The sequence below is a fragment of the Neisseria sp. HMSC064E01 genome, assembly GCF_001808875.1.
In the GTDB taxonomy this organism is placed as follows: Bacteria; Pseudomonadota; Gammaproteobacteria; order Burkholderiales; family Neisseriaceae; genus Neisseria; species Neisseria sicca_A.
The window spans coordinates 71700-86167 of the sequence record NZ_KV794939.1 but is presented as its reverse complement, the minus strand read 5'-3'; the positions used below and the strand labels follow the sequence as shown (position 1 = coordinate 86167).

The 14468-nt window shown below is 51.4% G+C and carries 16 protein-coding genes and 1 pseudogene; 10 read left to right on the top strand and 7 right to left on the bottom strand.

Features of this window, described 5'->3' with window-relative positions:
- Positions 1-40 precede the first annotated feature (40 nt).
- Together rpsB and HMPREF2572_RS07060 are read right to left on the bottom strand one after the other, a co-directional pair.
- Entirely contained in the window at positions 41-769 is a 729-nt protein-coding gene (rpsB, locus tag HMPREF2572_RS07065) for a 30S ribosomal protein S2 (protein ID WP_002243114.1), read from the bottom strand.
- Between the two features lie 173 nt (positions 770-942).
- On the bottom strand, positions 943-1185 hold the full coding sequence (locus tag HMPREF2572_RS07060) for a hypothetical protein (RefSeq protein ID WP_070497244.1): 243 nt from the start codon (positions 1183-1185) through the stop codon (positions 943-945).
- Between the two features lie 77 nt (positions 1186-1262).
- On the opposite strand from HMPREF2572_RS07060, the gene HMPREF2572_RS07055 reads away from it, so the two are divergent.
- The 4 genes from HMPREF2572_RS07055 (at position 1263) to HMPREF2572_RS07040 (ending at position 5470) form a co-directional block, all read left to right on the top strand.
- Positions 1263-1853 (top strand): 5-formyltetrahydrofolate cyclo-ligase, encoded by a 591-nt coding sequence (locus HMPREF2572_RS07055; protein WP_070497242.1) that lies wholly within the window; start codon positions 1263-1265, stop codon positions 1851-1853.
- 95 nt (positions 1854-1948) lie between these two features.
- Positions 1949-2536 carry a GNAT family N-acetyltransferase gene (locus HMPREF2572_RS07050; protein ID WP_070497240.1) on the top strand — a complete coding sequence of 196 codons (588 nt, stop codon included), beginning with the start codon at positions 1949-1951 and terminating at the stop codon, positions 2534-2536.
- Positions 2537-2911: 375 nt separating this feature from the next.
- Positions 2912-4387 carry a malate:quinone oxidoreductase gene (locus HMPREF2572_RS07045; protein ID WP_070497238.1) on the top strand — a complete coding sequence of 492 codons (1476 nt, stop codon included), beginning with the start codon at positions 2912-2914 and terminating at the stop codon, positions 4385-4387.
- A gap of 222 nt (positions 4388-4609) precedes the next feature.
- On the top strand, positions 4610-5470 hold the full coding sequence (locus HMPREF2572_RS07040; protein ID WP_070497236.1) for a DUF6236 family protein: 861 nt from the start codon (positions 4610-4612) through the stop codon (positions 5468-5470).
- Between the two features lie 51 nt (positions 5471-5521).
- On the opposite strand, the gene argG is transcribed toward HMPREF2572_RS07040, so the two are convergent.
- Positions 5522-6868 (bottom strand): argininosuccinate synthase, encoded by a 1347-nt coding sequence (argG, locus tag HMPREF2572_RS07035; protein WP_070497234.1) that lies wholly within the window; start codon positions 6866-6868, stop codon positions 5522-5524.
- A 148-nt stretch (positions 6869-7016) separates the two neighbouring features.
- Entirely contained in the window at positions 7017-7535 is a 519-nt protein-coding gene (locus HMPREF2572_RS07030; RefSeq protein ID WP_070497232.1) for a hypothetical protein, read from the bottom strand.
- A gap of 68 nt (positions 7536-7603) precedes the next feature.
- Here HMPREF2572_RS07030 and HMPREF2572_RS07025 point away from each other — a divergent pair, with 68 nt between their 5' ends.
- The 4 genes from HMPREF2572_RS07025 to apaG all read left to right on the top strand — a co-directional run bounded on the left by HMPREF2572_RS07025 (position 7604) and on the right by apaG (position 10678).
- Positions 7604-8416, top strand: a complete 813-nt coding sequence (locus HMPREF2572_RS07025; RefSeq protein ID WP_070497229.1) for a competence/damage-inducible protein A — start codon at positions 7604-7606, stop codon at positions 8414-8416.
- Positions 8417-8780: 364 nt separating this feature from the next.
- Positions 8781-9737: a thiamine-phosphate kinase gene (gene thiL, locus HMPREF2572_RS07020; protein WP_036491892.1), complete on the top strand. Its 957-nt coding sequence runs from the start codon at positions 8781-8783 to the stop codon at positions 9735-9737.
- Positions 9730-10218 (top strand): phosphatidylglycerophosphatase A family protein, encoded by a 489-nt coding sequence (locus HMPREF2572_RS07015; protein WP_003759387.1) that lies wholly within the window; start codon positions 9730-9732, stop codon positions 10216-10218. The genes thiL and HMPREF2572_RS07015 overlap by 8 nt, the downstream gene beginning before the upstream one ends.
- A gap of 91 nt (positions 10219-10309) precedes the next feature.
- The gene (gene apaG, locus HMPREF2572_RS07010) at positions 10310-10678 is read left to right on the top strand and encodes a Co2+/Mg2+ efflux protein ApaG (protein ID WP_003759386.1); all 369 of its coding nucleotides are present in this window, start codon (positions 10310-10312) and stop codon (positions 10676-10678) included.
- Between the two features lie 172 nt (positions 10679-10850).
- Here apaG and HMPREF2572_RS15065 read toward each other — a convergent pair.
- The 3 genes and pseudogenes from HMPREF2572_RS15065 to HMPREF2572_RS07000 all read right to left on the bottom strand — a co-directional run.
- Positions 10851-10916 (bottom strand): annotated as a pseudogene (locus tag HMPREF2572_RS15065) (transposase); the annotation flags it as partial.
- Between the two features lie 20 nt (positions 10917-10936).
- Complete coding sequence (gene ruvC, locus HMPREF2572_RS07005; protein WP_070497228.1) at positions 10937-11479, bottom strand: crossover junction endodeoxyribonuclease RuvC; 543 nt, start codon at positions 11477-11479, stop codon at positions 10937-10939.
- Positions 11480-11780: 301 nt separating this feature from the next.
- Positions 11781-13313 carry a helicase HerA-like domain-containing protein gene (locus HMPREF2572_RS07000; RefSeq protein WP_070497226.1) on the bottom strand — a complete coding sequence of 511 codons (1533 nt, stop codon included), beginning with the start codon at positions 13311-13313 and terminating at the stop codon, positions 11781-11783.
- Positions 13314-13328: 15 nt separating this feature from the next.
- On the opposite strand from HMPREF2572_RS07000, the gene HMPREF2572_RS14200 reads away from it, so the two are divergent.
- Both HMPREF2572_RS14200 and HMPREF2572_RS06995 read left to right on the top strand, forming a co-directional pair.
- Positions 13329-13616, top strand: coding sequence for a hypothetical protein (locus HMPREF2572_RS14200; protein ID WP_148132302.1), 288 nt, complete (start codon positions 13329-13331; stop codon positions 13614-13616).
- Positions 13613-14134: a thioredoxin family protein gene (locus HMPREF2572_RS06995; protein WP_070497223.1), complete on the top strand. Its 522-nt coding sequence runs from the start codon at positions 13613-13615 to the stop codon at positions 14132-14134. Before HMPREF2572_RS14200 ends, HMPREF2572_RS06995 begins: the two co-directional genes overlap by 4 nt.
- The last annotated feature ends 334 nt before the right edge of the window (positions 14135-14468 follow it).

Genomic DNA, 14468 nt, shown 5'->3' with positions numbered 1-14468 from the left:
TTGAGAAAAGGGGCATAACGCCCCTCTTCGGTTTGCCGGATTACTCGGCGGCAGCTTCTTGGGCAGCGGCTACGGTTTCTTGCAGCGCTTGGTTTTTGCCTTCCAAAACTGCGTCGGCGATGCCGCGGCAGTAGAGGCGAATGGCTTTGGCGGAGTCATCGTTACCGGGGATAACATATTTCACGCCGTCAGGGCTGTTGTTGGTATCGACTACGGCGATAACGGGGATGCCCAGTTTTTCAGCCTCGACCAGAGTACCTTTTTGGTAGCCGGTGTCGATAACGAAAATCGCGTCAGGCAAGCCTTTCATGTTTTTGATACCGCCTAAAGAACGTTCCAGTTTTTCAACATCACGTTGCATTTCCAGAATTTCTTTTTTGTTGAAACCGCCTTCGGCAGCGTTTTCCAAAGCAGCGGTTTTTTCTTCCAGGCGTTTGATGGATTGCTTAACGGTTTTGTAGTTGGTCAGCATGCCGCCCAACCAACGGTAATCGACGAAAGGCATACCGGCGCGGGTAGCTTCTTCGCGGATGATTTCACGCGCTTGACGCTTGGTGCCGACAAACAGCACGGTGCCTTTGTTGGCAACCAGACGGCGTACGGCTTCTTGCGCTTCTTGGAACATCGGCAGGGTTTTTTCCAGGTTGACGATGTGGATTTTGTTGCGCGCACCGAAAATGTATTGTGCCATTTTCGGGTTCCAGAAACGGGTTTGGTGGCCGAAGTGAACGCCGGCTTCAATCATCTGACGCATAGTAATTTGAGACATTTTATTTCCTTGAAAGGGTTAAGAGCACACATTCAATCGCATAGAACTTGATAGGCTGCGCCTATTGTCAAGCACCCTTCGGCGAAAGTGGGCATAAGTTTTAAAAAATAGTGTGTTTCCGAAATGGAAAACTGACGGATTATAGCGGATAAGGGGTCGTCTGAAAAGGGATTTTATGCACTGCCGTCGTGTTTGCCGCCTTCTTGTCCGACTGCGCGGCGGCTTTGTTCGAATGCTTCCTTTTCCTGCTGCTTCATCAGGCGGTTGCGGCGGCGGATAGTGACGACGAAAACGGTAAACGCAACGGGCAGAACCGCCCAAAAAACCAAATAAATCAGCGCACGCGCAATGCTCGGTTGTGCGGCGGAATACATGACGGCGACGAAGAGGTAGCCGATAAGGACGATATGCCACATGGCGGAATCCTGTTTTGATGTTAACGGAGCGTTTATAATCGCCGTATTCTACAACAACACTCAAAAGGTCGTCTGAAATGAGGAATGAGGAAAAACACGCCCTGCGCCGCGAATTGCGCCGCGCCCGCGCGCAGATGGGGCATCAAGGGCGGTTGGCGGCTGGGCAAACGGTTAACCGCCTGCTCAAACGTTATATCAAGAAGGGGCGGAAGATCGGCGTGTATTGGCCGATGGGCAGCGAGCTGCGGCTGGACGGCTTTGTCCGAGCGGCGCAAAAACGCGGCGCCAAACTTTATCTGCCTTATATCGAACCGCGTTTGCGCCGGATGTGGTTCACGCCCTATCCTGCCGACGGAGTAAAACAAGAACGCAAGCGCGGTAAGGCAAAATTGAACGTACCGCAGTTTGCGGGGCGCAAAATCCGCGTACACGGTTTATCGATATTGTTCGTCCCGATTGTCGGTATGGACCGCAATGGCTACCGCTTGGGGCAGGCAGGCGGCTATTACGACGCGACACTCTCAGCAATGAAATACCGTTTACAGGCAAAAACCATAGGCGTAGGCTTCGATTGCCAACTGGTTGACACGCTGCCGCGCGAACCGCACGACCTGCCGCTGGACGGGTTTGTATCGGAGTCGGGCGTGCTGGTGTTCAAACATCATTAATCAATAGCTTTCAGACGACCTCTAAAAATGCCGTCTGTTAAGACACTATAAAAGGTCGTCTGAAAACTCAAATCATCAAACAAAAAGGAAACTTCATGGCTGATTTCTCATCCGCTCCAGTTTTGTCCTTCGACCGCGTCCGTCTTGAGCCTTTAACAACAGCACACGAAGCCGGTTTGCGCGAAGCAGTTTGCGACGGCGAAGTCTGGAAACTGAACGTAACCACTGCGCCCGAACCCCTCCAAGTAGCGGACTACATCCGTACCGCCACGCAAACCCGCCTCGCCTTCGCAGTCATCGACGAAGACACAGGCAAAATTGTCGGTTCGACTTCGCTTTACCACATCGACCCCGCCATCCCACGCCTCTACATCGGTTTCACATGGTACGCCCTGTCGGCACGGCGCACGCGCATCAATACCGCCTGCAAAATCATGTTGCTCGACTACGTTTTCGACACTTTAAACTGCCGCTGCGTCTGCTGGCAGACCGACAACCTCAACACCGCCTCCCAGCGGGCCATCGAACGCTTGGGCGCACACCAAGACGGCATCTTGCGCTGCCACAAATTGCGGAAAGACGGCAGCGTGCGCGATACGGTGGAATACAGCCTGCTGCGCGAGGAATGGCCGCAGGCAAGGGCAAAACTGCTCGAAAAAGCGGCAGCTTATGACGCATCCTGAAAAAACGTTTTCTTCTTCATTTTTTCATCAAAACACGTCCATCTTGCTGACAATCTGAAGTCTTTAAGAAGTGAATGAAATCAGGCACAACCCCGCCAAATACCTGATAAATAAAGGTCGTCTGAATGTTTCAGACGACCTTTTCAAACCGCGTTTATGTAAATCCAAACAGAAAATCTTTGCAATTCTCAGAAAAATCCACTAAATTCTCAATAACATATTATGAACGGTTTAACATCGGTTCAAAATGTAAAACCCGCGCGCAATCTTCCACGCCAAAAACACCGCGCCAGCAGGTTTTACCGCCGAAACAGGCGTTCGTAATACAACGGATAATCATAAAGGCAGGATATGCCTGTTTCTAGGAGTACAACCATGGCTGAAGCAACAGATGTTGTCTTGGTGGGTGGAGGCATTATGAGCGCGACTTTGGGCGTTTTGCTCAAAGAACTCGAACCGTCTTGGGAAATCACCCTTATCGAACGCTTGGAAGACGTAGCGTTGGAATCGTCAAACGCTTGGAACAACGCCGGCACAGGGCATTCCGCGTTATGCGAACTCAATTACGCCCCGCTCGGCGCAGACGGTACCATCGACCCGACCCGCGCCCTCAATATTGCCGAACAATTCCACATCAGCCGCCAGTTCTGGTCATCGCTTGTCGAAGAAGGCAAAATCACCGACAACTCCTTCATCCATACCGTCCCGCATATGTCGCTGGTCATAAACACCGACCATTGCAACTACCTGCAAAAACGTTTCGACGCCTTCAAATCCCAAAAACTCTTCGAACGGATGGAATTCTCCACCGACCGCGCCAAAATCGCCGAATGGGCGCCGCTGGTCATCAACGGCCGTAAAGAAGGACAACCCGTCGCCGCCAACTACTCCGCCGAAGGCACGGACGTCGATTTCGGCAGCCTGACCCGCCAAATGGTGCAATACCTGCGCGAAAAAGGCGTCAAAACCGAGTTCAACCGCCACGTCGACGACATTAAACGCGAATCCGACGGCGCATGGGTACTCAAAACCAGCGACACCCGCAACCCCGACGGACAGCTCACCCTCCGCACCCGCTTCCTCTTCCTCGGTGCAGGCGGCGGCGCACTGACCCTGCTGCAAAAATCCGGCATCCCCGAAGGCAAAGGCTACGGCGGCTTCCCCGTTTCCGGCCTGTTCTTCCGCAACAGCAACCCCGAAACCGCCGCGCAACACAACGCCAAAGTGTACGGACAAGCCTCCGTCGGCGCGCCGCCCATGTCCGTCCCGCATCTCGACACCCGCAACGTCGACGGCAAACGCCACCTCATGTTCGGCCCTTACGCAGGCTTCCGCTCCAACTTCCTCAAACAAGGCTCGCTCATGGATTTGCCCATGTCCATCCACTTGGACAACCTCTACCCCATGCTGCGCGCCGGTTGGGCGAATATGCCCCTGACCAAATACCTGCTGGGCGAATTGCGCAAAACTAAAGAAGAACGCTTCGCCTCCCTGCTCGAATACTATCCTGAAGCAAACCCTGACGACTGGGAACTCATCACCGCAGGGCAACGTGTGCAAATCATCAAAAAAGACCCTGAAAAAGGCGGCGTCCTCCAATTCGGCACTGAAATCGTCGCCCACGCCGACGGCTCGCTCGCCGCACTCTTGGGCGCATCCCCCGGCGCATCAACCGCCGTACCCTTGATGATCAAGCTCATCCACCAATGCTTCCCAAGCCGTATCCCGTCATGGGAAGGTCGTCTGAAAGAGCTTGTTCCCGGCTTCGGCATCAAGCTCAACGACAACCCGCAGCTTGCCGAAGAAATCATCAGCCACAACGCCAAAGTATTGGGCATCCATCATCAATGATGGGAAAGTAATGATGAAAACAGCGTATCCTTGAGATACGCTGTTTTTAGTTATAAATTTCTACGAAGCCTTCAAATTTTTTACAGCTTCTGATGCGGCTTTTATTTATCCTAGTGAGGATCTTTTTAATTTATATTAACTCTTAATTTTTGGTTCCATACGTTTGGCACCCTATAAATTAAATTTCTGGAGACACTTAAAATGCAGAAACGTGGAATTATTATGGCTCCTCCTATTGAGGTTACTGATAGTGGCATAATTAGTGGAAAAATTGACTTGAAACAGCAAATTAGGATGCTTCTATTTTTTTGGGACAAAATAATTTTACCTAACAATAATATACTTCATATCAATTACTCCAATGTAGATGATATTAATTTGCTTCAACAAGAAAAAATTCTAGAAATTGAAGAAGTCTGGTTAACTGGACTCTATTCAGCAAATAAAGATATGTTCTTGAACGTTCAAGAAGAAATTTTTCATAGTTACAACCATGATGGAGCTGAATGTCTTTGGAGTTTGCAACAATTACACGAAGATTTATCTTTCCAAGCTTCTAAAAATATAAAGACAACTCTTCAGAGAACGATTGAATTTGAACTTTACAAAGCTATTCCTATTCCGAAAAAATCTATCCCCCTTGAAGAAATTTTAAATTTCAAAGAAAAATATAATGATGAATTGATGACATTACGCTTATGCTTAAGTGCTATGTATGATGAAATAATTAGGTCGCCTGATCAAATATATACAAAAAGTATAAAGCTATCGCAACTAGTAAAAGCAATTGATGACTTACATAAATCTATGGATTCACATAAGGTTATGAAGAATAAATTCTTAGCCAGCAAGAAAATTATCTTAAGAACAGACTTTTCAGATTTAATTGGTGCAATTCCGGCAGGTTATGGAATCTATGAAGGAATGAATCATCTTGGAATACCCTCACCTCTTTCCATGCTTCTTGCTTCACTAGGTGCCTTTATAAAAATTGGAATTAAAGAAAATAAAATAATTGAAGATATTCCTAGAGAATTAAAAGATTATGCGTATATTTCTAGAATAGAACAAAATTTTGCATAACATAAAATACCGCCTGAAAAATATTTTCAGGCGGTTTCCGTTATTATTAAATTAATTATTTCTTATTCCCAACTGCGGCAATACCGAACCTTCGCCCAGCGACAACAAGCCGCTTTGCGAGTAGATGCCGAGTTTGGCGCGGGTGTCGGTGATGTCGAGGTTGCGCATGGTGAGCTGGCCGATGCGGTCGAGCGGGGTGAACGCGGCGTCTTCGACTTTTTCCATGCTCAGGCGTTCGGGCTGGTAGGTCAGGTTGGGCGATTCGGTATTCAGAATCGAGTAGTCGTTGCCGCGGCGCAATTCAAGGGTTACTTCGCCGGTAATGGCTTTGGCGACCCAGCGTTGGGCGGTTTCGCGCAACATGAGGGCTTGGCTGTCGAACCAGCGGCCTTGGTAGAGCAGGCGGCCGAGGCGCAGGCCGTTGATGCGGTATTGTTCGATGGTGTCTTCGTTGTGGATGCCGGTCACCAAGCGTTCGTAGGCGATGTGGAACAATGCCATGCCCGGGGCTTCGTAGATACCGCGCGATTTGGCTTCGATGATGCGGTTTTCGATTTGGTCGCTCATGCCCAAGCCGTGGCGGCCGCCGATGCGGTTGGCTTCGAGGAAGAGTTCGACGGGGTCGGCGTATTCTTTGCCGTTCAGTGCGACCGGCACGCCTTCTTCAAAGCGCACGCTGACTTCTTCGGGTTTGACTTCGACGTTTTCGTCCCAGAAGGCAACGCCCATGATGGGTTTGACGATTTTGATGCCGCTGTTGAGGAACTCCAAGTCTTTGGCTTCATGCGTTGCGCCGAGCATATTGGAATCGGTGGAATAGGCTTTCTCCACCGACATTTTGTAGTTGAAGCCGTTGGCAATCAGAAATTCGCTCATTTCGTGACGGCCGCCGAGCTCGTCGATAAATTGTTGGTCGAGCCAAGGTTTGTAGATTTTCAGCGCAGGATTGGTCAAGAGGCCGTAGCGGTAGAAACGCTCGATGTCGTTGCCTTTGTAGGTACTGCCGTCGCCCCAGATGTTGACGTCGTCTTCCTTCATGGCGGAAACGAGCATAGTGCCGGTAACGGCGCGTCCTAAAGGCGTGGTGTTGAAATAGGCGATGCCGCCGGTGGAAACGTGGAACGCGCCGCATTGGATGGCGGCGATGCCTTCATGTGCCAACTGCGCGCGGCAGTCGATCAGGCGGGCGTTTTCCGCACCGTATTCCATCGCTTTTTTGGGAATGGCGTTGTAGTCGTCTTCGTCGGGCTGGCCGAGGTTGGCTGTGTAGGCATAAGGCAGCGCGCCTTTGAGTTTCATCCACAACAGCGCGGCAGAGGTATCAAGGCCGCCGGAGAAGGCGATGCCGACTTTTTGACCGACGGGGAGGTGTTGCAGGATAGTATTGTTTTGGCTCATGAGGGAATCCTTTGGACTAAAAATAAATGGGCGCAACCGCCCCTTTTCGTAAAATTAGGTTTATTATCTAATAAATATTGCCGACAATCCAGCCGAGTAAACCAAATAGGTCGTCTGAAAACGGATTTCGGTTTTCAGACGACCTATGTCAATCTTGATTTAAAAAACAGCATTTTGCATACAACTCCGACAAGGTCGCCGAGCCGATATCGCCGAAATCCTGCAAGCCCGTGCATTCGGCAATCCGATGGCGGATGTAATTGACGGACTCCGGGGGTAAAGCCGGCAGACGGGTAAACGACTGTACTGCGGTATATACCGTCAGCGGCGTGCCGTACGGCTGCTTGGGGACGAGCGCAATCCGGTAGATATTAATGATTCTGCTTCGTTTCGTATCAGTAAATACCGCCACGCCGCAAAAATCCTCTAAAGGCAGTGTTTGCGTGCCTTCGCGGCTGATTTTGCAAATCCCTTCTTCTGAAAATACGATTTCGCGGCTGCGTTTATAAAAGTCACGCCACAGCGACCATGCGGCAAAGGCAAAGAGCGTTAAGCCCAGTGCAATGCGCCGTTCCATCAGTATCAAACCCAAGCCGAAGACGGAAAAGAAGACACTTTCCAAACAGTCAAGCCGGTTTTTCGGTTGTTTCAAACGATATTCGTGCATGGTTTTCCTTGTGTTTAACCCTTTGGGCGCGTCCGGACATTTTCAGACGACCTCCGAGAAGAAAGATTATGAAAGACCAACAGCATTTGTTCAACCTCATCATCATCGGCGACGAAATCCTGCACGGCAGCCGCCAAGACAAGCATTTCGCCTTTTTCAAATCCCTGCTGGAATCGCGCGGACTGAAGCTCAATCAGGTGCAATATCTGCCCGACGAACCTGATTTGCTGGTCAAACAACTGCGCCGCAGCTTTTCAGACGGCCTGCCGACTTTCGTTACCGGCGGCATCGGTTCCACGCCCGACGACCACACCCGTCAAGCGGCCGCCGCCGCTTTGGATTTGCCCGTCGTCCGCCATCCCGAAGCCGCCAAGTTCATCGAAGCCGTTACCCTTAAACGCGGCGAGCCGCTCGACGCCCCCGAACACGCCCAACGCCTGAAAATGGCGGATTTTCCCGCAGGCGCAGAGCTTGTGCCCAACCCGTTCAACAACATCGCCGGATTTTCCATCCGCGAACATTATTTCTTCCCCGGCTTCCCCGTGATGGCGCACCCGATGGCGGAATGGGTTTTGGATACTTATTACGCCGACCGTTTTAACCAAACCGAACGCGGCAGCCGCAGCGTGTATGTGTTCGGACAACCCGAATCGCGCGTCGCGCCGATTATGGAATACGTCGAACGCACCTACCCGGGCGTGCGCTCTTACAGTCTGCCCAGCGTCGGCTGGCAGAATGCGGACGGAACGGCGGTCAAGCCGCATATCGAGTTCGGCATCAAAGCGGAAGGCGGGGCGTGCCGCGATTTGGACAAAGCATGGGACGAAGTATTGCAGCGTTTGAAAGATGTGGGCGCGGAGTTGAAAGATACGCCTGCCTAAGCCATTTTGTTCTTATTTTGACAAAAAGGTCGTCTGAAAAACCTAAAACGGCTTTTCAGACGACCTCGATATCCTGATATCAACTTGCAGACTTTCCTATATTACCGTTCCTCTTGCGCGGCTTGATACTCTTTTTTAAGGCACTTTTTATCCTCTCGGAAATAATTTTTGATAGAAGTGCGCTTTTTTGACCGTTATCATTTGGATTAAAAATCTTATTTACTTTTGCAATCGACTCGATTATATTACCGTTTAATGCAATTTATTACATTAACTAACACATATATTGTATAAATATACATTATTCGTCTATTAAAAATTCCGACTCGATTGATAACACTCTTTATCACTTTAGATGCAATATATGACGGAATTTGACTTTATCAGACAATATTTGCAAAAACAGAAAAGCAGCGGTTTGATTTTGGGCATTGGCGACGACGCTGCGATTATCCGCCCAAGTCACGGATTTGATTTATGTTTTAGCGCGGACATGCTGTTAAAAGACAGACATTTTTTTTCTGACACCGCTCCAGAAGATTTGGCATGGAAAATGCTAGCTGTCAATATATCCGATATGGCCGCGATGGGCGCAACCCCGAAATGGGTGTTATTGAGTGCCGGATTACCCGAATTGGACGAAAATTGGCTGAAACGTTTTTGTGACAGCTTTTTCAGTTTGGCGCAGCGCTTCGGCATTACCCTGATCGGCGGCGATACGACCAAAGGCGATTTGGTCTTCAACGTCACCATTATCGGCGAGCTTCCGCAAGGACAAGCCCTACGGCGCGATGCCGCGAAAGACGGCGACGATATTTGGGTATCGGGACAAATCGGATCAGCAGCAGCCGCTTTAAACTGCCGCCTGAACACACACACACTACCGCCCGATTTGTTCGACCGCTGCCATGACAGGCTGCTCCGTCCGGAGCCTAGAGTGGGATTGGGACAGGCGCTTTTGCCCATTGCCCATGCCGCTCAAGATATTTCGGACGGGCTGGCACAAGACCTCGGTCACATTTTGACCGCGTCATCGGTCGGAGCGGAAATTTCGGCAAATGCGCTGCCGGTTTTAGAAGAATTGAAAAACGTCTTACCGCACGAAAGCTGGCTCTCCTGCGCACTGGCAGGCGGCGATGATTACGAATTGGTTTTCACCGCCCCCGAATGCCGGCGCAGCGAGATTCAGACAATAGCCGGACAATGCGGCGTAGCAGTAACGCCCATCGGGAAAATAAATAATACAGGTCGTCTGAAAATAATAGATTCCAATGGCGGCGAATTAAAACTGACTTCATTAGGATTTGATCACTTTGGCTGAATTTAAACCTACTTTCGACTGGTTGAAGCAGCGCCCGTTATGCCTGTTGGCATTCGGATTCGGCAGCGGTCTCGCGCCCGTCGCACCCGGCACATTCGGAACGATGGCGGCGCTGCCGATAGCATTTCTCTTGGTTTTAATCGGTATCGACGGCTGGATTCTGGCTTTTTTGTGTGTCGCCCTGTTTATGTGGGGCATCCGCATTTGCAACCACACTGAAAAAGCGCTCGGCATTCAAGACTACGGCGGTATCGTTTGGGACGAAATGGTAGCGATGCTTCTGATTCTGGCTTTTGCACCGTTTAAATGGAATTGGTGGCTGGCGGCATTTATTCTGTTCCGCCTGTTTGATTCCATCAAACCTTGGCCGATCAAATGGTTTGACCGGCATGTGCACGGCGGATTCGGCATCATGCTGGACGACATCATCGCCGCCATCATGACCTTGATAGTTTTAGGCATTGCCGCCTGGATTATCTGATTTTTTCAACACACTTATTCGAAGCCATAAGACTTCAAACGCATCGAAAAAAATCGGTGCAAACAAAAAACACTATTACGGGACAACAAAAATGAACGAAATCGAAATCAATGTTCAACCACGCTACGTTGCGGGTCAAAGCGATGTTTATCGCGACCGCTATGCCTTCAACTATGTGATTACCATCTGCAACCGCAGCAACGATGTCATCACGCTGCGCCAGCGTTTCTGGGAAATCACCGACGGACACGGAGCAACCGAGCCGGTAGGCCATTCCGGTCTGATTGAAGAACAGCCGGTCCTCTATCCGGGCGAGGCGTATGAATACAACAGCGGCTCCCAACTCTGCACCCCATGGGGCAGCATCGAAGGCGCATACGAGTTTGAAGACAGCATCGGCGAACGCTTTATCGTCGGCGTGCCGAAGCTGGAATTCAAAGCAGGCTTCACCCTGCAATAAACACCGAGCAAAAACAATACAGATCGGGAAAACCAAAGGTCGTCTGAAAGATTAAGGGGCTTTCAGACGACCTTTTTTATAGTGGATTGACTTTAAACCAGTACGGCGTTGCCTCGCCTTAAGCTCAAAGAGAACGATTCTCTAAGGTGCTGAAGCACCCAAGTGAATGGTTCCGTACTATCTGTACTGTCTGTGGCTTCGTCGCCTTGTCCTGATTTAAAGTTAATCCACTATACCGAAGCAATGCCGCGTCGTATCTTATTGGAAACGCCCCCGCTTCACCTGCATCTGCCCCTTGCCCAACTGCGCCGCCAAGCCGTGATTGCGTAAAGCGTGTGTCAGCGCGATGGCGAGTCCGTCGGCGGCGTCCGATTGCGGCGTACCCGACAGCGACAGCATCTGCACCACCATATGCTGCACTTGCTCTTTCGCCGCCTTGCCCTTCCCGACCACAGCCTGCTTGACCTGCAAAGCCGTATATTCAAACACAGGCAAATCTTCCATCACCAACACCGCCAACGCCGCCCCGCGCGCCTGCCCCAGCATCAGCGTAGCCGCCGGATTCACATTGACAAACACCTGCTCCACCGCCGCCTGATGCGGGCGGTATTGCTGCACAATCTCCCTGATATGCTGCGCAATCACGGCGATACGCTCTGCCAACGGCGCATTCGGCGGCGTTTTGATACAGCCTGACGCCACATAAAAATGTTCTCTGCCGCATACGTCGATCACGCCGAAACCGGTTACCCGACTGCCGGGGTCTATGCCCAAAATGCGGACGCTTTTTTGTAGAGTCATCTCAGTTTCTTATTCCCATATTTTCAATCAACCTTCCGTCTTCTCCAGCTTATAGTGGATTAACTTTAAATCAGGACAAGGCGACGAAGCCGCAGATAGTACATCAGGACAAGGCGATGAAGCCGCAGATAGTACAGATAGTACGGAACCGATTCACTTGGTGCTTTAAGCACCTTAGAGAATCGTTCTCTTTGAGCTAAGGCGAGGCAACGCCGTACTGGTTTAAATTTAATCCACTATAAAAGGTCGTCTGAAAACCGATTTTCAAGCTTTCAGACGACCTTTGCCTTCTTTTTACGCCTTATTTCTTAAACATATTTTTAATGATGCCCATCACACTGCGGGAGATGGCATTGGTCACTTGGCGGTTGATTTGGCTGCCGATGGCGTCGGCAACGTTGTAGCCCAAGCCCTGTCCTGACTTTTTACGACCGCCGCTCAAGCCGCCGAGCAGTCCGCCGAGTATACCGGGGTCGGCATTGGCGGCTTCTTTTTCAGCGGCTTTCTGCGCTTTTTCCTGCTCTTTTGCCGCCGCTGCCGCCTCTTTCTCCGCCGCAGCCTGACTGTCGGCTTCGGCTAAGGCTTCAAAGGCGGAATAGTTGTCCACCATATCTTTATAGGTCGGATACAAATCATCGTTTTGGAACAAGCGGTTGCGCTCTTCGGCGGCAAGCGGGGTCAAGGAAGATTGCGGCGGCAGGACGAACGCGCGCTCTACCGGTTCGGGCATACCTTTTTCGTCGAGGAAGGAAACGAGCGCTTCGCCGACGCCCAGTTCGGCAATCGCTTCGGCAACTTTGATATTCGGATTGCTGCGGAACGTTTCGGCAGCGGCCTTAACCGCTTTCTGGTCGCGCGGCGTGAAGGCGCGCAGGGCGTGTTGCACGCGGTTGCCGAGCTGTCCGAGGATGGTGTCGGGCAAGTCGAGCGGGTTTTGGGTCACGAAATACACGCCCACGCCTTTGGAACGGATCAGGCGTACAACTTGTTCGACCTGCTCCACCAACGCATTGGCGGCGTTGTCGAACATCAAATGCGCTTCGTCGAAGAACATCACGAATTTCGGTTTGTCCAAATCGCCGACTTCGGGCAGGGTTTCAAACAACTCCGCCAACATCCACAGCAAAAACGCGCTGTACATACGCGGCGAGCGCATCAGTTTTTCCGAATTGAGGACATTGATGACGCCTTTGCCGTTGTCGGTCTGCATCCAATCTTGCAAGTTGAGCGACGGCTCGCCGAAGAATTTTTCCGCGCCTTCGTTCTCCAGCGTCAAAAGCTGCCGCTGAATCGCGCCGATACTGGCGGCGGAGACGTTGCCGTATTGCGTGCGGTATTCCGAAGCGTGGTCGGAAACGTGTTTCAGCATACTGCGCAGGTCTTTCAAATCCAGAATGTGCCAGCCTTTATCATCGGCAACTTTAAACACGAGGTTCAGCAGGCCTTCCTGCGTGTCGTTCAGGTTCATCAAACGCGCCAGCAGCAGCGGGCCCATTTCCGAAACAGTCACGCGCACCGGAATGCCGGTTTCGCCGTAAACATCCCAAAAGCGCACGGGGAAGCTTTGCAGCCATTGCTCGCCCAAACCAAACTCGGCAATGCGTTCGCCTACTTTGCCGCTGGCGGCACCCGCTTGCGCGATGCCCGACAAATCGCCTTTGACGTCAACCAAAAATACGGGAACGCCCTCGCTGCTGAAGGCTTCCGCCATACGGCGCAGGGTCACGGTTTTGCCCGTACCGGTCGCACCGGCGATCAAGCCGTGGCGGTTCGCCATTTTGCCTTGGATTTCAAGTGTCTTATCGCCCGCGCGCGCGATGGGGAATGTCGTCATGAAGGTTTCCTTTGATTGGATGGTTTATATCGGTATAGAAACGGCGCGCCCGAATATCGGCGCAAACCGTCTGTCAAACTGCCGCCATTCTACCGTTTTGCAGGGGATGGCTTCAACCCGCAGCAAACCGACGCCCTCCCCCAACCACCGCGTGCAAAGCCCACGCTACACAACGCTACTTCGCCCGCCCATTGCCATACATCAAAAGGTCGTCTGAAAAAAACCGTTTCCCGAATTTCAGACGACCCCGCCGCCGCGAAAAGCGTATACTTTCCCTATCGCAACCAAGGAGCCGAATCATGAAAATCCTGCCCGTCCTGACCGCCGCGCTGCTCTTGTGTGCCTGCGCCGCCGACCGCGAAACCGAAGCCCTGAAAAACAGCCTGTCCGAAGCGCAAACCGCCGTGCGCCTTTCCGCCGAAAACACCAAACGGCTGGAAGACACCTATTCCGACATCTACTTCCACCTCGACAGCCTGACCGTCGAGAGCTTCAAAAAACGCGTCGCCAACGGAGACACCGTTTACGCCTACATCGGCCGCCCGAGCTGCGGCGACTGCAACGCCTTCGAACCCATGTTCAAACGCTACATCGCCAGCCGCAACCTGAACGGCAAAATCTACTTCGTCAACGTCCACCGCCTGCACCAAGACAAAGAAGCATGGACCGCGTTCCGCCAACAATACAAACTCGGCGGCACGCCCGTCCTAGCGAAATACAGCAAAGGCAAACAAGTCAACAAGCTCGATTTGGAAGAAAACGGCGGCAAAATCAGCGCCGAAGACTTGGAGAAATGGCTGGACACAAACGGCTTGCGATAAGCTGCCCGTTTGGGATTGCACCGTTTGAGGGTTAGAGATTTTGCGGAAGGATGAAGAGAGGTCGTCTGAAAATGGGATTTTGGTTTCAGACGACCTCGTTTATTCAATCAACGCAAGCTTGGGATAACTCAAGTAGCGTGGGCTTCGCCCACGAATGAATAAAAACACAGCTATTTTTCGAATTAACATACAGCAAGTTTCGTGGGCAAAGCCCACGCTACTCGTGGCTTCAACGGCAACTTGTCCCTTCCACCGTCCGGCGGGGGAGGGTTAGGATGGGGGTGGCTTTGCAGCTTTAGGCAAAATCAAACTGGTGCAGCCCTCAGAGCCACCC